This is a genomic window from Sporosarcina sp. P37 (assembly GCF_002109365.1).
In the GTDB taxonomy this organism is placed as follows: Bacteria; Bacillota; Bacilli; order Bacillales_A; family Planococcaceae; genus Sporosarcina.
Genome location: NZ_CP015349.1, coordinates 1,662,925 through 1,685,258, shown reverse-complemented (window position 1 = coordinate 1,685,258; position 22,334 = coordinate 1,662,925). Strand labels below are relative to the sequence as shown.

Genomic DNA, 22,334 nt, shown 5'->3' with positions numbered 1-22,334 from the left:
TGGCATGTATGATGACGAAAAAACTGATTGGTTATGCAGTGATGGCATTTGCTTTAGTCCTGCAGCTTGCAGTAACGCCATTGCAGCCCGCAGCAGCGGAACCGGAAAAAGCACCAACGTGGATTTCTCCCATTAATTATTTAGCACTTGGGGACTCGCTGGCGGCTGGAACTACGCCTACGAATGGACTGGGTAAAAGCTATACAGACTTTTTAGCGGAACAACTGGCTGAACAGGAAGTACTTCAAACGAGCAATAAAGGATTCTCGTACCCGGGCTATAAAACAGATAACATACTGAAAGATTTCGAGGAGAACGTCACGAAGCCTGTAGTCGGTATAGGTCATCAAGATGAAATGGCCACTCTTCATCAATCGGTAAAAGAAGCTGATCTTATTACCTTAACTATCGGGGCGAATGATGTCTTGCCAAACATTACGTTTGACGACAGCGGCGCACCGCAATTCAATCCGCAGGAACTGCAGGCAAGCATGATGAAAACGGGGATGAACACGCAGAAGATTTTGGCGAAAATCTATGCATTGAATCCCGACGTAAAAGTATATGTCATGGGGTACTATAATCCGTTTCCATATGTAAAGCCCCAGCATCAGCCGCTGGTAAATCAGCTCGTGCTGACACTGAATGATACGATCAAAAAAGGATTGACAGGAACTTCAGCGGTTTTTGTAGAGACGGCAAAGCAAATTGCAGAAAATCCGCAAGTATATATTCCTAATCCCAAAAACATCCACTTAAGTGAGGCCGGCTATCAAGTGGTCGCTGATCTGTTCCATAAATCTTTAGTGGAGAATTATCCATGGTTTGCGAAAGATGCTCTTACTGTAACAGAGAAGGATGCTGCAACGGTGGAATTGAATTGGCAGCCTGTAATTGACACAGGGATGATCACGACGTATCGAGTATACAGCGGAGATAAAATGGTCGGCGAAGTCATGGGACCTGTATTAACGTATGAAATAACAGATCTCCAGCCGAATAAGGAGTATCAGTTTTCTATACAAGCCGTTGATCAGAACGGCAAAAAAAGTATGCAGCATTTGAATGCGTCATATACGCTTAACGCAGTGCCTGCTGAACCGGCAGAACTGTTTACAGATATTCATGATCACTGGGCAAAAGAAGTTATTGAAGCCGCCGCGATGAAAGGAATCGTCAGCGGATACGCAGACGGCACTTTCCGTCCGGACAAATCATTAACACGTGCACAAGCCACATCAATCATTGTTCGTGCCTTGGATTTAAAACCTAAAAGTACAAAATGGTCGTTTAATGATCTCGCAGATTATGCGGACAGTACAAAGAAAGACATTCAAGCGGCATATGATCACGGCTTAGTGAGCGGTGTAAACGGTCATTTCATGCCGAACAAACCAATTACACGAGCACAATTGGCGCTGGTGCTGAGCCGCTCGTATGAGGCAGCAACCGGAAAACCATTTACGCCGACAGCTGAGGCGCCGTTTACAGATATTAAGAAGTTTTCGAAAGATACACAGTGGGCTATTGCAGGTCTTTACCAGATGAACATTGCAGCAGGCGACCAAGGCAAGTTTATGCCAAACTCTCCGACAACGCGTGCACATGCTGCAAAGATGATTGTTCACTCCATGCAGGCCATTGCTCAATAATAAATAAAAAAGCCAAACTCCGGAGTTTGGCTTTTTGTTATGCAAATTTTTTTCTTGGATGTTTTTTATCTACGACAGCGGCCCCGACGATATCTCCCATCACATTAGAAGCCGTACCTGCCATCCCGATTAATGCATCCACTCCTGCAATCAATGCCACAATCTCGAGCGGAAGGCCGAACATTGTCAGCACGGCGGATAATGTAACCAGCCCTGCCGCAGGAACACCCGCCGTACCGATAGAGAGTAATGTCCCGATCGCAATGATGACGATGAAATCGGCCGCGGAAAGATTCAGGTTTGTGATGTTTGCGGCGAAAACCAGTGAAATACCCATCCGCAGAGCACCGCCGTCAGAATTGAAGACCGCACCGAGCGGTAAAGCGAAGTTCGCTGTATTCTCAGAGACACCCGCTTTTTTGGCAGATTCAATCGCGATCGGCAGAGTGGCAATACTGCTGGAAGTGAAAAAGGCCGTAGTGTAGGCATCTTTCGTATTGCGATAGAAAGGCAGGACGGGATTGCCAAACAGTTTCAGGAAACCGCTGTACACGAACAGCCAAAGTATCAATACCCCCAGATAGAATACCCCCACGAATGACAGCAATCCGAGGAATGTGTCCCATCCCTGCTCACCGAAAGCAGTCGCACTGATTGCGAAAATACCGATTGGTGCATACAACAATACACCATCCAAAATTTTATAAAACATTGTATTCAATGCGTTGAAGAAACGGTCAAGTAAATTTCCCATCTCCACAAGTTTAGTTTCTTTAGAGAATTTCATTGAAGAAATGGCCATGCCGATAATAACTGCAACGAATAAAATTGCCATCAAATCACCGGCTGTAAAAGCTTCAAATATATTCTTAGGCACAATCTGCAATAAGATTTCCGAAAATCCCGGTGCATGGGGAGGTTCCACGACTGCGTCCGTCGGCAGTGTTAAATGTCTCCCTGGTTTCAGCCACAGTGCCAATGAAAGGCCTATCAATACGGCTGCGGCAGTTGTTGCGGCATAATACAGAAGTAATTTGCCCCCCATTTTTCCGAGCTGAGCCAGATTCATTTGGTTAACCGCCAAAACGACAGTCAAGAAAATGACAGGGATGGCGACCAGGCTTAGTAAATTTAGTAATAATGTGCCGAATGGCTTAAGGAAAGCAGTATACTCATTAAAGAAGATGCCGAGTAACGTTCCGGCAATAAATCCAATCGTGATTTTAGCAACAAACGGCGTGCTCTTATATTTATTCCAAATAGGGTCCACTCTCCCGTTAATTTTCTGATTATATCAGCAGGATATCGTGATGCAGCGCTATTATTTCATCATATCATATGCTGAAAAATAAGTTGTATATCTGCTCATCGTATTACTTTACTTTCTGTTGGATGCGTAATACAATTAGAAACGAAATTAGTTAACCTTACTAACCAATTAGAGGTGTAGAAAATGAAACCATCACAGCAGTTTTTTACGGGGTACTTTCACTATTATCGTCCTGTGCTGAATCGATTGAATACATTACTTGCTCCGTATCAATTATTCCACTCACAATGGGGAATACTAAAATTATTATGGCTTGAAGGGGAGATGACATCAGCTGAAATCGCTGCCCGCAGGCAAATTGAAAAGCCGAGTGTAACTAAAGTTATCCAGCGTTTATTGGAAATGGATTTAGTCAGTATTCGTCCGGGCATCGACCGAAGAGAAAAATGGATTGGCGTAACGGATCGCGGACAACGTGTAGTGGCAGCTGTTATGTCTGACCTGGAACTATTTTATGAAGAATTACTTGAAGGTGCTGCACCTGAAGATATAGAAGCGGGGCTCCGAATTTTGGAGATAGCTAATAAAAATTTACATAAATAAGTGAGTGATAAAATGGAAAATAAAAAAATTTGGACAAAAGACTTTATTGTTATATCAGTCATCAACTTCTTTTTGATGCTAGTCATGTACCTGCTCATCGTCACCATCGCACCTTTTGCGGCGGAAGAGTATGGCGTATCCACCAGTGTTGCGGGACTTGTATCGGGTATATTCATTATCGGAACCCTCATTGCACGTCTAGCAATCGGCGGGTTCATTGAAAAAGTCGGCAGCAGGAAAATTTTACTGATCGGGCTGACAGTCACTGTTTTAGCGTCAGTCTTTTACTTTGGCGCTGTAAACTTGCCGCTTTTGATGGCTAACAGATTCTTTCACGGCATCGGACTCGGGATATCTTCTACCGCGACAGGCACGATGGTGGCGCAAATGCTGCCGCCTTCACGCCGCGGGGAAGGGATTGGTTATTTTAGTTTAAGTTCAGTCCTGGCGACCGCAATCGGTCCATTTCTCGGGATCTACCTCAGTCAGCATTATGAATTTACTGTGTTATTTATGTTTTGTCTGGCTCTTAGCGTATGCTGTGCAGCAATGTACTTCTTTGTTGAAAAAGCGCCTGAAGTTACGCCTAAGAAAAATGTGCGCCAGACAGAAGAAAAGCGCAAGAGTCATGATTTATTAGAAAAACGTGCATTACCGATCGCATTTATCACCCTATTGGCTGCAATGGCTTATTCAGGTGTATTGTCGTTTATTTCATTTTACGCAGATGAAATCAATTTGGTAAGTGCCGCCAGTTTCTTCTTTTTAGTGTATGCAATTGCCGTATTGCTTTCCAGACCGTATACAGGACGCCTGTTGGATATCAAAGGCAATAACTTTGTCGTCTATCCCTCGTTATTGCTGTTTGCAGGGGGTCTGCTGCTGCTGAGCAGTGCACACGCAGGATGGATGTTACTTCTTTCCGGCGCTGTTCTTGGACTTGGTTTCGGTAATTTTCAGTCCTGCGCACAAGCCATTGCTTTGCAAGGTGTGAAACCTGAGCGTCTCGGTGTAGCGACATCTACTTTTTTCATATTTTTGGATTTCGGATTCGGTTTTGGACCTTATGTACTAGGTTTACTCGTGCCGGTCATCGGTTACCAGCAATTATATGTGGTCTTAATGTTCGTTGTACTCGCTGCACTTGCCCTGTATATGCTATTTGGGCGTAAGCGGCAAAAGCCGGCAGCTAACTGAATGATTGATTCATAAAAGACACTGCGCCTTCGCAGTGTCTTTTATATACAGGTCAATTGGTTTCTGCCATTACGTTTCGAAGTATACAGAGCAGTGTCAGCACGGACAAAAATATGGCCGGCCTGATCGCCGTCCTGAAACTCCGTGATGCCCATGCTGACAGTGACCGGAACACTAATCCACTCAGATTCTTCTAAGTGCAGGCGGAGCTTTTCAGCTTTTCTGCAGTTTCTAACATGATCAGGGTCATCAAAGATGACGGCAAATTCTTCACCGCCCACACGTGCTGTTATATTTGGCGCATCAATCTGCTCTTCCAATTTTCGGGCAAGTTCTTTTAATACTTCATCGCCGGTTTGATGCCCATACGTATCGTTTACTTTTTTGAAATGATCGATATCAAAAAGCAGCAAGGAAAACGTACGCGGCTTGAATAGTTCAGCACGGCCGATCACCGTATCCAGATTTCTGTGGAAAGCACGCCGGTTATAGAGTCCTGTCAATTCATCGCGTGTTGCTAATTCTTCAAGTTCACTGTTCAGATCCAGTAATTGCCGCTGTTTATGTTCTACTTCCTGCAATAGTGTGAGCAGTTTATTATACGCTTTGTCTGTCTGCTGCTGAATTTGCTCAGCTTCTTTTTTAGATTTCATCAGTTGATTCTCATACTCATCCCGTACTTTGATTTGAACAATGATGCCTTCATATTGCCCGTTGCGTTTATTGACGTTCATCAGGACAGGAAGCGCGCGATTTTGAACTTTGAAATTCAGATACATTTCGCTGACTTGATTATGCACGGCTATGGAAGGCACAAAATACGTTTGAAAGTAGATTCTTGAAGGGACTGTCAGAACGTCATGCATATGCCGCGGCATCTCCTCTATATGCAATATATCCCGCATAGTCTTATTCATTTCGGTGAATTCCCAGTCACTCGTTAAGACAAAATACCCGCAGGGCAATAAGTTCAACCGTTCATCCATCGTTTATGCGCTCCCGTCTTCAATAAACCGCTTAATATCTCGAATGGTTTCTTCTGGATGACTGATGTGAGGGTTATGGCCTTTCGCCTGCATAACGACTAATTCACTGTTTGGAATGCGCTGCTGGATGTATTCTCCGACTTCGAGCGGAACAATTGAATCTTCGGTGGGCTGCAAAATAAGTGTTCTCACCGTGACTTTGGACAGCTCTTCACGAACATCAGACATGAATGTAGCTTCTGCAAAGCGGCGCGCAATTCCAGGGTTATTTGTATATAGCATGGATTCGAATTCTGCAGAGAGATGTGGCCGATCTTCGTTTTTCATGGCGATTGGGGCTAAGTATTTTGTGAATTCCTTGTAGTTCATCTCCATCATATCAAGCAGCTCATCTATATCCTCGCGTTCAAAGCCGCCATAATAATCAGGCTCATTTAAATAATGCGGAGACGGGCCGATCATTATCAGTTTGCTCATCAGATCAGGTCTTTCAATAGATGCCAATACGCCGATCATTCCGCTGACAGAGTGGCCAACATATAAAATATCTTTCAAGTTCAGCGCGTCACATATTTCAATTACATCTTGTGCATAGCCGCTCAAAGTTTCGTACCGTTCCGCCGTATAAGCCGACTTGTCACTCTGACCGGATCCAACATAATCAAATGTTATGACGCGGTACTGTTTTTCAAAAGCAGGTATCAGGCGATTCCATACGGTTTGATCACAGCCGAAACCATGCGCAAAAACTATTGTTTCTTGTCCTGTACCTGTTATTCGTACAGCGTTTCTTTTTATAATATCCAGTGTCATAGAATCAAGTCCTTTCCGGCTGTAATTTCTAATTTATTATCATTGTAGCATAGAAAATGAGAAGGCTAATACGACAAATAGAAGAAATAAAAAAGCACCTGTGAGAATTCTCACAGGTGCTTTGGATTAATTTGTGTAATTATCAAAATAACCTTGAATGAAGACAATCGGTGTGCCTTTGTCTCCGCTGCCGGAAGTCAGGTCGGATAATGAACCGATTAAATCTGTCAGCTTCCGTGGAGTAGTTCCTTGCGAAGCCATGGATCCCATTAAATCCGTGTCTTTCTTCTCGATAAATTCGGTCACTGCTTTTTTCAACTCTTCTCCACGCAATTCAGAAAAATCATTGTCTGCCAAATACTTTAATTTAATTTCATTCGGAATACCGTCAAGTCCGTCTGTGTAAGCAGGGGAGACGACTGGATCCGCCAGCTCCCAAATCTTGCCGACCGGATCTTTAAACGCGCCATCTCCGTAAACCATCACTTCGATGTGCTTGCCTGTTTCCTCTTTCAGCATTCTCTGAATGTTGTCAACGACAGGCTGGCAGCTGTGAGGGAACAGTTTGATGCTGTCTTCCTGTGCTTTGTTTGCACCCAGTAAACCGAATTGGTCATTATACCCGCTGCCGTCAATGGATGTGGCCAGAATATCATCAAGGCTGTAAACTTTTTCAGCGCCGTTCGCTTTTAGAATCCGCTTCGATCTGAAACGTGAATGGATATCGCATGTCAGCACAGTTTTTGTATAGTCCAAAATAGTTTTTGCATTGTTGGAGAAAATGACTTCATGCTCAATGCCAAACTCATCCATCAATGATTTATAGTATTCGATATAGTCAACACCTGTAAACGGGTGTTTGTTGTCGCCAAAATGTTCACGGAATTCAGCTTCAGTCAATACGTCTGTCCAAGGATTGACTCCCTTTTCGTCCAAACGATCCATTTCGACCAAGTGGTTACCGACCTCGTCGGATGGGTAACTGAGCATTAACACAATTTTCTTCGCGCCTTTTGCAATCCCGCGCAAACAGTTTCCAAAACGGTTACGGCTGAGAATAGGGAAGATGACGCCGATTGTATCGTCACCAAATTTTGCTTTGATATCTTTCGCAATATCATCGATCGTTGCATAGTTTCCTTGTGCACGCGCTACAATTGATTCCGTAATTGATACGATATCTTTATCTTGAAATGTAATATTTTCAACTTTAGCAGCCTCTAATACACTGTCCACAACAATCTGTTCAATGTTGTCGCCTTCATTAATAATCGGACAACGCAATCCTCTGACAACCGTTCCTACAACTCTACTCAAAACAATCGCTCCTTAGTGAAAATCATTTTGATCACTCTTCTTTGTATTATAACGTGCATCTATGGTATAAGTGAAATTAATATACTTAATAGGGGATATAAGGGGCGGTTATATGTCGATTAATCTGGAATGGTATAAAGTGTTCCGTAAAGTCGTGCAAAATGAAAGCTTCTCGAAGGCGGCACGCAGCTTGTTTATGACACAGCCCGCCGTCAGTCAGATCATTTCTCAGCTTGAGCGTGAACTGGATACACGGCTGTTTAACCGCACATCCAAAGGTGTCACATTGACCGATGAAGGGTCACTGTTATATGAGTATGTTAATTCATCTTTGAATTTAATCGAAGCGGGCAATGAAAAATTGCGTGAATTAAAAAACCTGTCGTCAGGAGAGCTGAAAATTGGCGTAGGGGATACGATCTCCCGTTATTATCTATTGCCGTATCTGGAGGAATTTCACACCAACTTTCCGAGCATTCGATTCAAAATCATTAATGGAACGACGGTGGAACTGATTGCGGCGCTGAAATCAGGCGAAGTGGATATTGCAGTTTGCAACTTTCCGATTGAGGATGATTCGCTGGAGAAACGGGCTTATTTTGATGTGCAAGATACGTTTGTTTATGGTGATCGATTTAAGAAACTATTTCTAAGACCTGTGCCGCTGCAGGAGCTTTCGAGGCTGCCGTTAATTCTGCTCGAGTCTAAGTCCAACTCGCGCATGTTTGTAGAAGATTACCTTCTGACACAAGGTGTAAAGATTCATCCGGAGTTTGAGCTGGGCTCACATGAGCTGTTACTGGAGTTTGCACAGATTAATTTGGGGATTGCATGTGTAGTGCGGGAGTTTTCAGCAGACTATCTGGAAAGCGGAAAACTGCAGGAAGTGAAGTTTTTAGAGCCGATACCTAAACGCAGCATCGGTGTTTGTTTCTTAAAAGGCGTATCATTGTCCCCGGCGGCTTCCAAGTTTATCGGGATATTGGAGAAGAATCCACTATAGAGCTGACTGTGGCTCTACAAATGCGCTTTTACAAAAAAATACTGCCCGGGAAGCAATCGGCTTCCCGGACAGTATTTTTGTGATTATACATAAATATTGCGATCCCAGAAGCGGTGATGTGCAACGGCTTCTGCCCATTGAGCGCCTTCGCCTGAAACCGTCAAGTCCATCAGAATACCAGGACCCGGCTGTACTTTCGTCTGGTCAAGCAAGTTTTTCGCCGCAGGAGCAGAGCCAATCGGTTTGAAGTGCATATACGCTTCATTGACAAAGTCTGCGACATCCATCTCAAACTTTTTCTGTTGCTCTGCTTGTCCGCCTACAACATATAGCGCATCGTACAAAACGGAGTGAACAGTTAACAGCGTCTCATCCACGTCCACTGTCGCACCATTTTTGCCGGTCAGTTTGCCGAACTTTTCGCTGACAATATCGATGGACATGCCTGCGTCCAGTGAAGCTTTCAAAAATGGTTCAAGCACTTCGTCATCGAATTGGTCTGCAATCAATACAGCCACTTTGCGTGTATCCGGCAGTTTTGCCTTGTTCTCCTGACTGAGTGCTGGAGAAGACTTGGATACATCCGTTTGCTTCACGCCTTGTGGGGCATCCACACCTACTGCATCTGCAATTTGCGCCGCCATATCCTGATCTACATTCGCAAACATATCGACGACTTGCTTTCTGACATTCATGTCTTTTACTTTTCCCACTTCAAAACTGAATGCCGCGATAATATGTTGTTTTTCTGGATCAGACATACTGTTCCAGAATAAGCGTGCCTGAGAGAAGTGGTCTTTAAATGAATCACTTCGCGCCTGTACTTTGCGTCCTTCTACTTTTTCCTGATAATGCACATAGCCGCCGTCTTCCGGAGAAGCAGTATCCGGCTTGTTATTGGCCAGAGAGTTTTTATGGTAGGCGGTTTGTCCGACATTGATGGTTTGTCTTCCGTAACCGTCGCGCTGGTTATTGTGAAATGGACAGACAGGGCGGTTGATCGGCAGCTCATGGAAGTTGGGTCCGCCAAGACGAATGAGCTGCGTATCTGTATACGAGAATAATCGGCCCTGTAATAAAGGGTCATTTGTGAAATCAATCCCCGGTACTACACTGCCGGGATGGAAAGCAACTTGCTCCGTTTCCGCGAAGACGTTGTCCACGTTCCGGTTTAGTGTCATCTTTCCGATAATTTTAACCGGCACGTCTTCTTCGGGCCATATTTTCGTTGGATCAAGAATATCAAAGTCAAATTTGAATTCGTCTTTCTCTTCAAGGAGCTGCACGCCAAGCTCGAATTCCACGAAATCGCCATTTTCAATTGATTCCCATAGATCGCGGCGGTGAAAATCGGGATCCTTGCCGTTGATTTTCTGTGCCTCGTCCCAAACTAAAGAGTGTACGCCAAGTTTCGGCTTCCAGTGGAATTTCACAAAGTGCGCTTCCCCTTGTTCATTAACGAAACGATACGTATGCACACCGAATCCTTCCATCATCCGCAGACTGCGCGGAATGGCACGGTCGGACATTTGCCACATAACCATATGTGCGGACTCCTGGTTATTTGCAACAAAGTCCCAGAACGTGTCATGTGCAGAAGCGGCCTGCGGCATTTCATTATGCGGCTCAGGTTTCACCGCATGCACTAGGTCAGGAAATTTGATTGCATCCTGAATGAAAAACACCGGCATATTATTTCCGACTAAATCATAATTTCCTTCCTGTGTATAAAACTTTACCGCAAAGCCGCGGACGTCGCGTACTGCTTCTGCAGAACCTCTGCTGCCCGCCACGGTAGAGAAGCGTGTGAAGACAGGAGTTTTTTGGCCGGGCTCCTGTAAAAAGCCTGCTTTTGTATATTTCTTCATCGACTCGTATAGCTCGAATTCTCCGTGAGCGGCATACCCTCGCGCGTGCACTACCCGCTCCGGAATCCGTTCATGGTCAAAATGCGTCATTTTTTCACGGAAATGAAAGTCTTCTATTAATGTTGGTCCGCGTGTCCCTGCTTTTAGAGAATGTTCATCTTCTGAAATTTTTAATCCTTGGTTAGTTGTCATTGTATGCTCGCTGTCACGTGCACGAAATGTTTCCAGTTGCTTATTCTTACTATTTTCATTTACTTGGCTGTCATTGTTCATGTAAAATCCTCCTATCAAAAAAATAGTAGTCTGTCTGTTTATTCCCGAATTGTGCAGGAATAAACAGCAACTATATTCTGCCGGAGCGGATTATCGAAAACAGCAAGTAAACAAACATCAGCGCTGCAATGACTGAGCCGACTTCGATAAGCGGCAGTTTCAGGAATAGTGCGGTCTGTCCTGCAATCGCGGAGCCTATAATGAGCCCGACCATTAAAATGCTGAATGCCAGTAAGACAATACTTAATGACAGACGATTGGCGATCTTATCGAGTCGGCGGAATATGATGCTGGTCTCTTTTAGCCCTACGTCTAATTCTACTTTCCCTTTTTGTACAGTTCTGATTGCTTTTTTGACGTCATTTGGCAGTTCTGCAATGATTTCTGCATTTTTCACGAAAGTATGCCAGCCATTTTCCAGCAGATAACGCGGGTCGAACTGTCTCAGCACCAACTTTTTACTGTACGGCTCAATTGCTTTCATTATACTGAAGGAGGGATCCAGCTTGCCAAGCACACCTTCCAATGTAAGTATCACTTTGGAGAGAATGGCAACTTCATTCGGTAATCGTATTTGGTGGCGATAAGCAATAGAGAAAATCTCCATAAACACATCGCCCAGTTTTAAATCATGCAGCGACGTTTCGTAATATTTTCGCTGAATGACTTGCAAGTCGCGATATAGGGCGTCAGTACCCGTATCTTCGTGCAGAATGTCCATAGCAGAGAATACATCAATCAGCCGTGTGATATTTCCTTTTTTCAGAGCTATCAACAGTGAAACGAAGTGATATGTCATTTCTTTGCTGAGCTGGCCTACCATACCGAAATCCAAATAATAAATGGTATTGCCCGGTGCAATGAAAATATTGCCGGGATGCGGATCACCATGGAAAAAGCCGTATTCCATTACTTGCGAAAGCATAGACTCCGCGATTCGTTCTGCAATGATATTTCTGTCGTACCCTTCGTCGTCGAGCCGGCTAATATTACTGACTTTAATGCCGGTAACTAATTCGGTTGTGAGCACAGTTCGGGTAGTGTATTCATCGTATACGAGCGGTACTTGAATATCAGGGTTTTTTATGAATTGACGGGAAATTCGTTCTGCATTACGGGCTTCGAGCTGGTAGTCCAGTTCCTCTCGCAGAGAATGAGAGAATTCATAAATTAGCTCTTTTAGATGATAAGCTTTTGCCCACTCCATATTTTTCTCTAAAAACCCGGCTAAATCATGCAGTATTGCCAAGTCAGTATTTACTTGTCTTTGAATATTAGGGCGCTGAATTTTGACGGCGACTAATTCACCGCCGGGCAGCCGTGCAGTATGCACTTGCCCAATGGATGCAGAGGCAAGCGGTTCTTTATCGAATTCCATGAATAATTCATCTATTGGAGCACCTAATTGATACTCGATGATTTCCTGTACTACTTCGTATGGAAAAGATTCCACGTGGTCCTGCAATTTCTCAAGTTCTGCTGCAATTTCCTCAGGCACTAAATCCCGCCGTCCGCTGGCAATTTGCCCGAGTTTGATGAATGTCGGGCCGAGCTGTTCCAGCGCGATTCGTAATTTCCTGCCCACATGATATAAGTTCAGATCCATTTGCTCATCTGCAGAAGAAAATTTCCTGTCTGTCAGTCCGAGCCGAAATAAGATATGGCTGAATCCATTCTTCAAAAAGACATTGATAATCTCTTGAAATCGCTGTGCATTCTTCATTCTTCGTTTCAGCAAAAAGAACACCTCCGTTTACATCCTTTCTACAAAAGATACCATTAAATATCCGCGGGTAAACACTAAAAGGGTCTCCGCTCTCTCTGATGAAAAGAGAAGGGGAGACCCTTTACTATTTAGAAGAATTTTTTCCTGTCACGTTCTTCTTTCAGAACTTCGACCGCTTCGCGGAAGCGCAGTGAATGTACGTTTTCTCTTTCTCTCAGAAACTTAAGTGAATCATTAATCCAGGCATCGTCAGATATATCGATAATCCATTGATAGGTGGCACGTGCCTTTTCTTCCGCTGCTATATCTTCATACAAATCGGCTATTGGGTCTCCTTTGGCCTGCAGGTATGTGGTAGTGAACGGTACGCCGCCAGCATTTTCATAAAACAATGCGTGACCGTGATTGACGTAATGCGCACCGAATCCGGCTTCTTCAAGCTGTTCAGGTGTCGCATCTTTCGTTAATTTGTAAATCATGGTGGCGAGCATTTCTAAATGGGAAAACTCTTCGGTCGCAATATCATTCAGCACACCGATAACCTTATCAGGAACGGTATACCGCTGATTCATATAGCGCAAGGCTGCAGCCAGCTCTCCATCCGCACCGCCGTACTGCTCTGAAATATACTTTGCAAGTTTTGGGTTACATTCTTTTACTTCTACCGGATACAATAACTTTTTCTCATAGACCCACATCAACATTCCCTCCAGTAACATCGTGCATATTTAAGACTACATTTGCCACGGCCAAGGTGCCTGGTTCCAGCGCCAGCCCGTATCAATTGCTTGTTCTGACGGAATTGAATGCAAAGAAAGCGGTCCAAAACGCTTTTCATACACCTTTCTCAGCCTGGATGCTTCCTTAATAGCAAGCCGCCATTGGGTAAGGGCTTCCTGGTCATCAGGGTGCGTATCGGTATAGAGTGTCAGTTCGACTACCACGAAATCGGCTTCCTGCACTTTCTTCAACAGATCTCTTCGTTCAGCTGCTTCCATCAGGAGATCCCCTCCCTTTTTGAATAGCCGTCGACCAATGCAGGCCATAGCGACCCGTGCTGCAGAGCTTCGGCAGGTGAAAATTGCGGAAGTGACGCAGGCTGAAAGTTCATGAACAGCTGAGGCGGCAGGGAGAACGTCTTAACCTTGACAGGCGGACACGGATCCCACGGAGATATATACGGTTTATAACTCCCTCTGAATGTATAATCCATCAGTTATCAACTCCTCTACGCAAGATATGAAACTATTTCACGGCGTATGACTGATTGTGTCCTGTCCACACAACAAACGGTTTCAACGGCGGCTGAAAGTTGTTGTAATAGTATAGCTATAACTAATTATTATATTTCCTAATAACTTGCAATCTAGTACAATGGAAGGAGTGGAGAACGATCTGACTGTAATGATAACAATATTTGCAGATTCAGTAGTTCCCTAGTACGAATACATACATTGAAGGAGACGTTCAAATGAGACGCGGAGATGGAATGAATGGATGATTACTCCATATTTATCGGAAGGCAGCCGATTCTTAGCCGGTCAGGCGATATTTATGCATATGAGCTGCTGTACCGAAACAGCGAGGAAAATTACTTTCCTGATATAAATCCTGAACAGGCCACAATCAGTCTATTAATTAACACATTTCTATCTGTCGGGATTGATCAGGTGACGAGCGGCGCGCGTTCATTCATAAACTTTTCAGGGGAATTGCTGGCTCAGGATGTGTTCATGAGTCTGAATCCCGATCAAGTGGTAATTGAGATTCTGGAAGATGTTGAAATAACGCCCGCTTTGCTGCACCGGCTGAGGATGTTTAAAGAAGCTGGTTTCACGCTGGCGCTGGATGACTTCATTCTGCAGGAACAATATGTAACGTATTCTCAGTTATTTGAACTCGTAGATATTATTAAAGTGGATTTCATGCAGACAAGCATTGTGGAGAAACATCGTATCACGTCATTTTTGAAAAATTATCCTTCAATTATTTTGTTGGCTGAAAAGATTGAGACAGAGGCAGATTACCAGCTTGCATTAAAGAGCGGCTATGATTTGTTTCAAGGCTATTTTTTCGCCAAGCCTGATATCATTAAGAGCGCCGAAATTCCGTCCAATACACTAATCCATATGCAGATTATTGATTATTTCCAAAAGGGTTCCCAGTCTGTTAATCAGCTGTCCGATTTGATCATGCGGGATGTATCGATTTCCTATAAGTTATTGCGCTTTATAAACTCATTAGCATTCGATATACCGCGTCAAATCAGCTCCATTAAACAAGCGATAATGATGATCGGTTTACGGGATACAAAGAAGTGGCTCCAGGTGCTGATGCTGCACGATCTGGGGAAAGATCTTAAAGACGGACGGGTAAAAGCACTCATTGAATTATCGCTCCGGCGTGCAAGAGCCTGTGAACTGCTGGCAAAGTATAAAGGGAAAGCGAATAAGGACGAATACTTCCTGACGGGAATGTTTTCATTAATCGATGCGGTAATGCGCAGAAAGTGGGAAGATATCCTGCCCCTGCTATCACTGTCTGATATCATTATCGATACACTGAACGGCAGAAGAACAGAAATCACACCTTATTTACAGTTGATTAAAGCTGTGGAGAGCTTCGACTGGGAGCAGGTCGAACAATTGTCTGGCGAGTTGGCGATCCCGAAAAAAGAGCTGAGTTCCATCTTTCTTCAGGCAATGCGCTGGTCACAGGGAATTGAAGAAGAAATGGATTGAATATACATCAAAAAGGCATTTTCGCTTGAAGATGCCTTTTTTGATGTGTAATATAAACATTTATAATCTGTTTGGTAACTTTTAGTTCTGTAATACGCAGTGGCAGAAATACGTTATATCCGTTCAAATTAGGGTATGAAGTGTAGTAAGAGAGTTACCAAATGAACACTAGGAGTCGATAGGTGTGGACAAAAAATTCTGGAAAAACCCCGTATTTTCTATTTCTGCCGTATTCATTTTTATCCTTGTTGTATTAGGAGCGGTCATTCCAGGGCCGTTTGGAGTAGTTTCTGAAAGGCTTTATCATTACACAACAGATAATTTTGGCTGGTTTTACTTGCTGGCTGTGTTTGTCGTCGTCATATTCCTGTTCGGATTAGCGATCAGTAAGTTCGGGGCTATACGTCTGGGCGGCGATACGGAACGTCCGGAATATCCATTCTTCACTTGGATTGGCATGCTTTTCTCTGCCGGTTTTGGTGTGGGGCTGGTCTTTTGGGGTGTGGCAGAACCGATGAGCCATTACTTCAAGTCGCCGCTCCAGGGTATTGAAGCGCAGACAGAAGAAGCGGCGCGTGTAGCAATGGGCTATTCATTCTTCCACTGGGGCATTTCTCAGTGGGCGATCTTTGGAATTGTCGGGCTTGTAATTGGATTTCTTCAGTTCCGGAAGAAAAAAGACGGTCTGATTTCAACAGCATTGGAACCGTTAATCGGAAGCAATCGATACGTGAAGACCGGTATTGATTCATTTGCCGTAGTAGCAACGGTAATGGGTATCGCGACTTCTCTCGGGATGGGTGTTCTTCAGATGAGCGGCGGTATGGAATATGTCTTTGATCTAAAAAGCACATTCACTATCCAGCTCGTAATTATAGCAGTTGTATTCGTGGCGTATATGACCTCTGCTACAACAGGCTTGAGTAAGGGAATTGCCTATCTTGGGAACTTTAACTTAGGTATGGCAATCGCATTGCTCGTATTTTTCTTCATAGTAGGACCGAAAGTGTTTATTCTTGAAACCTTTACTTTGGCAATTGGAGATTATATTAATAACTTCATTACGTATAGCTTGCGTCTACAGCCATATCAGGGAGGCACCTGGGTAAAAGACTGGACAATCTTCTACTGGGCGTGGACGATTGCCTGGTCACCGTTCGTCGGTGCATTCGTCGCTCGTGTATCAAAAGGACGGACTATCCGCGAATTCATCATGGGTGTCTTAGTTATTCCGCCGGCATTTTCTTGTATGTGGATAGCGACACTTGGCGGAACGGCACTGTATAGTGATTTGCGCAATGGAACCCAAATTGCACAGGAAGTCGATAAAGATGTCACGTCTGCCATCTTTGCGACGCTCCAGCACTTGCCGATGACGAATGTCGTGTCATTTTTAGCGATTGTGCTGATCTTTACATTTTTGATCACATCTGCGGATTCCGCGACGTATATTTTAGCCAGCATGACCACGCGGGGCAGTTTATTCCCGCCGCTCGTAGTTAAATTCATCTGGGGCTTTCTGATGACTGCAATTGCAGCCGTCTTGCTGTATGCGGGCGGATTGGAGGCATTGCAGTCAGCTTCCCTTGTATCTGCACTGCCGTTTACTTTACTGATGGTATTGCTGATTTTCTCGCTGGCCAAGCTGCTTGTGAGGGAACCAATTACAGTCAGGCCGACTGACATACGTCAATTTGAGCATGTCGAAGGTGAAGTTAAAAAGAGACGCAGACGGAAAGAAAGCGAAAAAGAGAAAAGAGAGCGCAGAGAGAAAGAAAGAGCAAGAAGAGCAAGGGAAAAAAGCAATAGAAAGTATCAAGAGCTGGAAAAGAAAAAGTATCAGGAAGTAGAGAAAGAAAAAGAGAAAAAGAAATAAAAGAGTGCCGGTTCGCTGCGTGTAGCACGAACCGGTTTTTACCGCAGGAGGGAGAATATTTATGGCAGTTGTAAAAGTAGAAGATATACAGTTCAAAAGAGGAGACAATCAGATTCTGCAAGACGTGAATTGGGAAATTGAGCAAGGACAGCAATGGGGGATGCTCGGGTTAAACGGATCCGGCAAAACATCTTTATTGTCTATTATTTCCACTTATGAAATTCCTTCATCAGGTGAAGTGGAGGTTCTCGGAAAGAAGTTTGGCAGTGCGTACTTGCCTGAGCTGCGCAAGAAAATCGGCTATGTCAGCAGTTCTTTAGAGAAGTTCTCGGACTATTTCTGGAACGAAGCTATTGAGCGCATTATTATTAGCGGGAAGTTTGCGAGCTTCGGGATCTACGACAAAATTATGGATGAGGACTGGGCACGTGCAGAATACTTGGTGAAAGAATTCCGTCTCGATCATGTCAAAGGGTATACATTCAAAGTTTTGTCTGAAGGGGAGAAGCGCCGGGTGTTAATAGCACGTGCGCTGATGGGGAAACCGAATCTATTGATTTTAGACGAACCATGCTCAGGTCTCGATGTTTTGGCAAGAGAGCAGTTTCTTGAAGCGCTTGAGATTGCGGCAGAGAATGACACACACCTGGTGTATGTCACCCACCATATTGAAGAGCTGGTACCCGAAATTACACATGTATTATTATTGAAAGAAGGGAAAGTGATTGCGGCGGGGCCGAAAAAGGAAGTGCTTACTGACGAATTACTCTCAGAAACCTACCAAGTTCCCGTGGCAATTGAATGGCGTTCAGACCGCCCGTATCTTTCAGTTAAATAAAGTATACGGGCACAGTTTGCGGAGCGGTTTAAAGGGAATGTTATAGATTATAACGAATCGCGGAAGGAACGGAGCCGATACTAGCATAATTATTTGGTAACGTTCGATAAGGAGGAGAGGGCGGGTGGCGAAACAGAAGCGTAAGATGACCAAAAAGCGTATAGCTTCCTATGTGCTCCTGTTCTTTGCATTGCTTTACGCGGGGGTTATGCTATGGCAGACTTATAAGCCACTGCCGCCTGGAATCTCCTACAAAGGTGAACTTCATCAGGTGGAAGATGTGGAATTTATTTATGATTTGACGTACTCCAAAACGAAATCAAAAGATCACTACCAATCGGAATTGCGTATTTTTAAAGAAGTATTTCGGATGATTGAAGAAGCGAAGGAATTTGTCGTTCTGGACTTCTTTTTAATGGATGATTATTACGACGAAAATGAAGATTTTCCGCAGATAGCTGACCAGCTGACGGAAGTTCTCGTAAAGAAAAAACAGAGGAATCCGGATATGCCGATTGTGTACATAACTGATCCGGTGAACACTGGCTACGGGTCTTATGAATCTGAGTGGTTTAAGGCACTTGAGGCAGCTGGAGTACAAGTGGTCTATACGGATCTTGAGCCGTTGCGGGATTCGACGCCTCTTTATTCAGGAATCTACCGCATATTTCTTCAATGGTTTGATTTTGACGGGAACAATATTTTCCCGAACTTTCTGGCAAGCGATGCACCTGACGTGAAATTCACTTCCTATTTGAAGCTGCTGAATGTGAAAGCGAATCATCGTAAAACGCTTGTAACAGACCAGGCAGCGTTAGTTACATCTTCAAATCCTCATGCAGCAAGCGGGCGACACGGCAACGCAGCATTTAAAGTTAAAGGTCCGATTCAAAATGATATATTGGAGTCAGAAGAAGCGGTTCTTCAATATTCAGCGGGCGGAAAATTGCCCCGTGCAGAAAATACCGCAGAGCAAAAAGGTCCGTACCAGGTTCAGTACTTGACCGAGAGCAAAGTGCTGGACGCGTTGGTAAGTGATATCGGGAAAGCGAAAAAGGGTGACCGCATCCGAATGGGCATGTTTTACCTGTCTGAGCAGGAAGTGATTCAGCCGCTGGAAGACGCCGCCAATAGAGGCGTAAAAGTAGAGATCGTCCTGGATCCAAATGAAAATTCATTTGGCAGTAAAAAATCCGGTCTGCCGAATCGCCCGGTCGTTCAGGAAATCCGGGAAAATACAGACGATCAGATCAAAGTGCGCTGGTATAATACGGTCATCGGTCAGTATCATACGAAGCTGGTGACAGTACAGACTGCTGATCAGACGTTTATTACAAATGGTTCATCCAATATAACGGAACGCACATTGCGTGATTATAATTTGGAAGCGAATTTGCGCATCATTGCCCCGGCTGACAGCGAGCTGACCGAAGAAATTAATGCATACTTTGATCGGATCTGGAATAATGAAGATGCGCTGTATACGCTTGATGTAGAAGAGTATCAAAACAACCTGACGTTCTTCCAGCGAGGCATATACGCATTGCAGCGATGGGCTAAGCTGACAACTTATTGAGTATAGAAAAAGCGCCGTTTATTGCGAACGGCGCTTTTCTTTATATAGGGAGGGAATGAAAAGGGAGGTAAATAAGCCGGCATCTCTTTTTGCACTTCTATTAATCGGCCTCATTATTCTGCTGAATAGGTCATGACGATGTGATAAATGCTTGGAACAATTGCAAAAAACAAATGAATCAAAAGAGTTTGCTGAAACGGTCTGCGTAGAACAACAACAATATCTCATGTAAACTTAATTTATGGAGGGATAACAGATGAAAATTATAATATTTGGAGCGACTGGACGTACAGGAAGTGAGATTGTTCGCCGTGCATTGCAAGACGGACATGAAGTCACTGCATTTGTCCGTTCACCTGAAAAATGTGAGTCGCACGAGCAATTGACGGTACTAGAAGGGAATGTGCGGGATGCAGATTCCGTGAAAAAGGCAGTAGCGGGTGCTGATGCAGTGGTGAGCGCACTGGGTACAGACAAAACAACGACATTGACAGAGGCAGCAGCTGCGATTATAGAAGGCATGAAAGAACATGGGGTATCCAGAATCGTCACAATCGGCACGGCAGGCATACTTCAGAGCAGAACTGAACCATCAAAGCTGCGCTATCAATCAAGCGAGTCACACCGTAAATTAACATTTGCAGCAGAAGAGCATCATAAAGTATTCGAAATGTTGCAGGGCTCAGGACTTGATTGGACGATCGTTTGCCCAACGTATTTGCCTGACGGGGAAGCAACGGGCAATTATCGGGTGGAACGTGATGTACTGCCTGAAGAAGGTGCCCGAATTACCACGGGAGATACCGCGGCGTTTACCTATGATGAATTAAGCAAAAATGAGCATATCGGCTATCGGGTCGGGTTGTCCTATTAATAGTCAGGTTACAAGTAATGAAAACGTACTAGTTAAACGGAATAAATTGAGAAATTCCGTAGTTGTTTCCTTTTCCTGTGATATAATAGGTTAATAGCACCATACGGAAAAGGAGACAGGAAGACAAATGAGATGGTCCTTGAAAAACTTAATTCAAGTCGTAGCATTAGTAGCGATCATTTTAACTTTTCTAACCAGTACTACGGCTGGCTTTCGTGTGAATAAGCAAGCTTTAATAAAGACCACCTTAGAAACGAATTATGCCTATGCAGAGAAATTGTCTTCTACAACTGATATTTTTTTACGCGAAACATTGAGGACGCTTGAAGTCAATGCGGAAGAAGTTCTGCCTCTTCTTGATGATGAAGAAGCACAGCAGAAGTTGAATCAAATTGCCGAACGGATCCGCACACAGACGAGCACATTCAATTCAGTTGCCGTTTCCTCCGAAGACGGTATCGTCCTTGGCGTTTCACCGCCAAGCCTGGAGATACTTGGAGAAAAATTAACATCTATTGGTGCAAGGCAGGCTATCAATGAAATGAAACCGGTCATTTCGCAGCCTTACACTGGAATTACGGGAGAATTACTCATTTTCATCAGTGTTCCCTTAATAAAAGACGGTGAATACAGAGGGTTTTTAGGCGGTGCAATTTATCTGAACAAACCTAATGTACTGGAGAAAATATTAGGCGATCACTTTTATGAAGACGGCTCGTATGTGTATGTGGTGGATTCTGACGGAAAGTTAATCTATCATCAGCAGGAGGAGCGTTTAAAAGACAATGTCGCAGGCAATGAAGCTGTACAAAAAGTAATCAAAGGTGAAACCGGCTCCATGCAGCTCATTAATACAAAAGGGGTGCCGATGCTGGCTGGATACTCTTATTTATCTATTGCGGATTGGGGGATTGTTTCTCAGCGCCAAGTAGATACTTCGGTTGAACCAGCGAAAGAGATGGTTCTGGAAATGGCGTGGAAATCACTCCCTTTGTTAGTTTTGGCATTCCTTCTTGTATATGTTTTATCAAAAAAAATTGCACTGCCGCTTCAAAAGTTGGCTTATTATGCGGAGAACAGTATTAAATCTAATGAACAAGAGAAAATGGTAGAGGTTCCGGATTGGTATTACGAAGCCAGGCAGCTAAAAGGTGCTATGCTGCATAGCTTAGATTATTTCAAGAATGAGATGAATTATTTCATTCATCAATCTACGACAGATCCCTTAACGAAATTAACCAATCGACGTACGATGGATGATTTTATGAAACAATGGGTAGAGAATAAGACGCCATTCTCTATCATCATCCTGGACATAGACAAATTTAAGCGTGTCAATGACCGGTACGGACACGCAACAGGCGATGAAGTACTGATTTATCTGTCGGATTTGATGCAGCGCGCTGTGAGAAAACAGGATATTTGCTGCCGGTATGGCGGCGAGGAGTTTGTTATTCTGTTGCCGAAAGCCGATAAAGTAACTGCCTATCTGACGGCGGAAAGACTTCGAGAAAAAATGGAAGATACCATAAGTCCATGCGGAGAAGTCGTAACGATTTCATTAGGTGTCGCTGCCTTTCCGGAGCATGCCGACCACCCCGCGAGGCTTCTGGAATTGGCGGATCAAAGCCTGTATGAAGCAAAGCGCACAGGCCGTAATAAAACAATCGTTGCATCTGATGAACCTCGGCATGAATAATATGCCGAGGTTCTCCTCGCAG

19 protein-coding genes are annotated in these 22,334 nt (G+C 44.1%); 10 read left to right on the top strand and 9 right to left on the bottom strand.

The window, feature by feature from the left end; translation table 11 throughout:
- The first annotated feature begins 11 nt into the window (after positions 1-11).
- Entirely contained in the window at positions 12-1,652 is a 1,641-nt protein-coding gene (locus SporoP37_RS08770; RefSeq protein WP_158233558.1) for an S-layer homology domain-containing protein, read from the top strand.
- Positions 1,653-1,689: 37 nt separating this feature from the next.
- Here SporoP37_RS08770 and SporoP37_RS08765 read toward each other — a convergent pair whose 3' ends face one another.
- Positions 1,690-2,922: a dicarboxylate/amino acid:cation symporter gene (locus SporoP37_RS08765; protein ID WP_081243289.1), complete on the bottom strand. Its 1,233-nt coding sequence runs from the start codon at positions 2,920-2,922 to the stop codon at positions 1,690-1,692.
- Positions 2,923-3,105: 183 nt separating this feature from the next.
- Here SporoP37_RS08765 and SporoP37_RS08760 point away from each other — a divergent pair, with 183 nt between their 5' ends.
- Together SporoP37_RS08760 and SporoP37_RS08755 are read left to right on the top strand one after the other, a co-directional pair.
- Positions 3,106-3,525 (top strand): MarR family winged helix-turn-helix transcriptional regulator, encoded by a 420-nt coding sequence (locus SporoP37_RS08760; protein ID WP_085430746.1) that lies wholly within the window; start codon positions 3,106-3,108, stop codon positions 3,523-3,525.
- A gap of 12 nt (positions 3,526-3,537) precedes the next feature.
- Complete coding sequence (locus tag SporoP37_RS08755) at positions 3,538-4,722, top strand: MFS transporter (protein WP_085431738.1); 1,185 nt, start codon at positions 3,538-3,540, stop codon at positions 4,720-4,722.
- 41 nt (positions 4,723-4,763) lie between these two features.
- Here the strand turns inward: SporoP37_RS08755 and SporoP37_RS08750 are convergent, their stop codons facing one another.
- From SporoP37_RS08750 to SporoP37_RS08740, 3 genes are all read right to left on the bottom strand, one after another.
- The gene (locus SporoP37_RS08750; RefSeq protein ID WP_081243286.1) at positions 4,764-5,708 is read right to left on the bottom strand and encodes a GGDEF domain-containing protein; all 945 of its coding nucleotides are present in this window, start codon (positions 5,706-5,708) and stop codon (positions 4,764-4,766) included.
- A gap of 3 nt (positions 5,709-5,711) precedes the next feature.
- Positions 5,712-6,521, bottom strand: coding sequence for an alpha/beta fold hydrolase (locus SporoP37_RS08745; protein WP_081243285.1), 810 nt, complete (start codon positions 6,519-6,521; stop codon positions 5,712-5,714).
- Between the two features lie 126 nt (positions 6,522-6,647).
- On the bottom strand, positions 6,648-7,838 hold the full coding sequence (locus SporoP37_RS08740; protein ID WP_081243284.1) for a coenzyme F420-0:L-glutamate ligase: 1,191 nt from the start codon (positions 7,836-7,838) through the stop codon (positions 6,648-6,650).
- Positions 7,839-7,950: 112 nt separating this feature from the next.
- On the opposite strand from SporoP37_RS08740, the gene SporoP37_RS08735 reads away from it, so the two are divergent.
- Positions 7,951-8,841 carry a LysR family transcriptional regulator gene (locus tag SporoP37_RS08735; protein ID WP_081243283.1) on the top strand — a complete coding sequence of 297 codons (891 nt, stop codon included), beginning with the start codon at positions 7,951-7,953 and terminating at the stop codon, positions 8,839-8,841.
- An 83-nt stretch (positions 8,842-8,924) separates the two neighbouring features.
- Here the strand turns inward: SporoP37_RS08735 and SporoP37_RS08730 are convergent, their stop codons facing one another.
- The 5 genes from SporoP37_RS08730 to SporoP37_RS08710 all read right to left on the bottom strand — a co-directional run bounded on the left by SporoP37_RS08730 (position 8,925) and on the right by SporoP37_RS08710 (position 13,921).
- Positions 8,925-10,982, bottom strand: coding sequence for a catalase (locus SporoP37_RS08730; RefSeq protein ID WP_081243282.1), 2,058 nt, complete (start codon positions 10,980-10,982; stop codon positions 8,925-8,927).
- 70 nt (positions 10,983-11,052) lie between these two features.
- Complete coding sequence (locus tag SporoP37_RS08725) at positions 11,053-12,729, bottom strand: ABC1 kinase family protein (RefSeq protein ID WP_231293217.1); 1,677 nt, start codon at positions 12,727-12,729, stop codon at positions 11,053-11,055.
- Between the two features lie 107 nt (positions 12,730-12,836).
- Positions 12,837-13,406 (bottom strand): manganese catalase family protein, encoded by a 570-nt coding sequence (locus SporoP37_RS08720; RefSeq protein WP_081243280.1) that lies wholly within the window; start codon positions 13,404-13,406, stop codon positions 12,837-12,839.
- A gap of 36 nt (positions 13,407-13,442) precedes the next feature.
- Positions 13,443-13,706, bottom strand: coding sequence for a spore coat protein CotJB (locus SporoP37_RS08715; RefSeq protein WP_081243279.1), 264 nt, complete (start codon positions 13,704-13,706; stop codon positions 13,443-13,445).
- Positions 13,706-13,921, bottom strand: a complete 216-nt coding sequence (locus tag SporoP37_RS08710) for a spore coat associated protein CotJA (protein ID WP_081243278.1) — start codon at positions 13,919-13,921, stop codon at positions 13,706-13,708. Before SporoP37_RS08710 ends, SporoP37_RS08715 begins: the two co-directional genes overlap by 1 nt.
- 280 nt (positions 13,922-14,201) lie before the next feature.
- Here SporoP37_RS08710 and SporoP37_RS08705 point away from each other — a divergent pair, with 280 nt between their 5' ends.
- The 6 genes from SporoP37_RS08705 (at position 14,202) to SporoP37_RS08680 (ending at position 22,312) form a co-directional block, all read left to right on the top strand.
- Complete coding sequence (locus tag SporoP37_RS08705; protein ID WP_085430745.1) at positions 14,202-15,449, top strand: EAL and HDOD domain-containing protein; 1,248 nt, start codon at positions 14,202-14,204, stop codon at positions 15,447-15,449.
- A 184-nt stretch (positions 15,450-15,633) separates the two neighbouring features.
- Positions 15,634-17,325, top strand: a complete 1,692-nt coding sequence (locus SporoP37_RS08700; protein ID WP_081243276.1) for a BCCT family transporter — start codon at positions 15,634-15,636, stop codon at positions 17,323-17,325.
- Between the two features lie 61 nt (positions 17,326-17,386).
- Positions 17,387-18,163 (top strand): ABC transporter ATP-binding protein, encoded by a 777-nt coding sequence (locus tag SporoP37_RS08695; protein WP_085430744.1) that lies wholly within the window; start codon positions 17,387-17,389, stop codon positions 18,161-18,163.
- Positions 18,164-18,287: 124 nt separating this feature from the next.
- Positions 18,288-19,739: a phospholipase D family protein gene (locus SporoP37_RS08690; protein ID WP_099662696.1), complete on the top strand. Its 1,452-nt coding sequence runs from the start codon at positions 18,288-18,290 to the stop codon at positions 19,737-19,739.
- A 256-nt stretch (positions 19,740-19,995) separates the two neighbouring features.
- The gene (locus SporoP37_RS08685) at positions 19,996-20,613 is read left to right on the top strand and encodes an NAD(P)-dependent oxidoreductase (protein WP_085430743.1); all 618 of its coding nucleotides are present in this window, start codon (positions 19,996-19,998) and stop codon (positions 20,611-20,613) included.
- 127 nt (positions 20,614-20,740) lie between these two features.
- Positions 20,741-22,312, top strand: coding sequence for a sensor domain-containing diguanylate cyclase (locus tag SporoP37_RS08680; protein WP_085430742.1), 1,572 nt, complete (start codon positions 20,741-20,743; stop codon positions 22,310-22,312).
- Positions 22,313-22,334 lie beyond the last annotated feature (22 nt).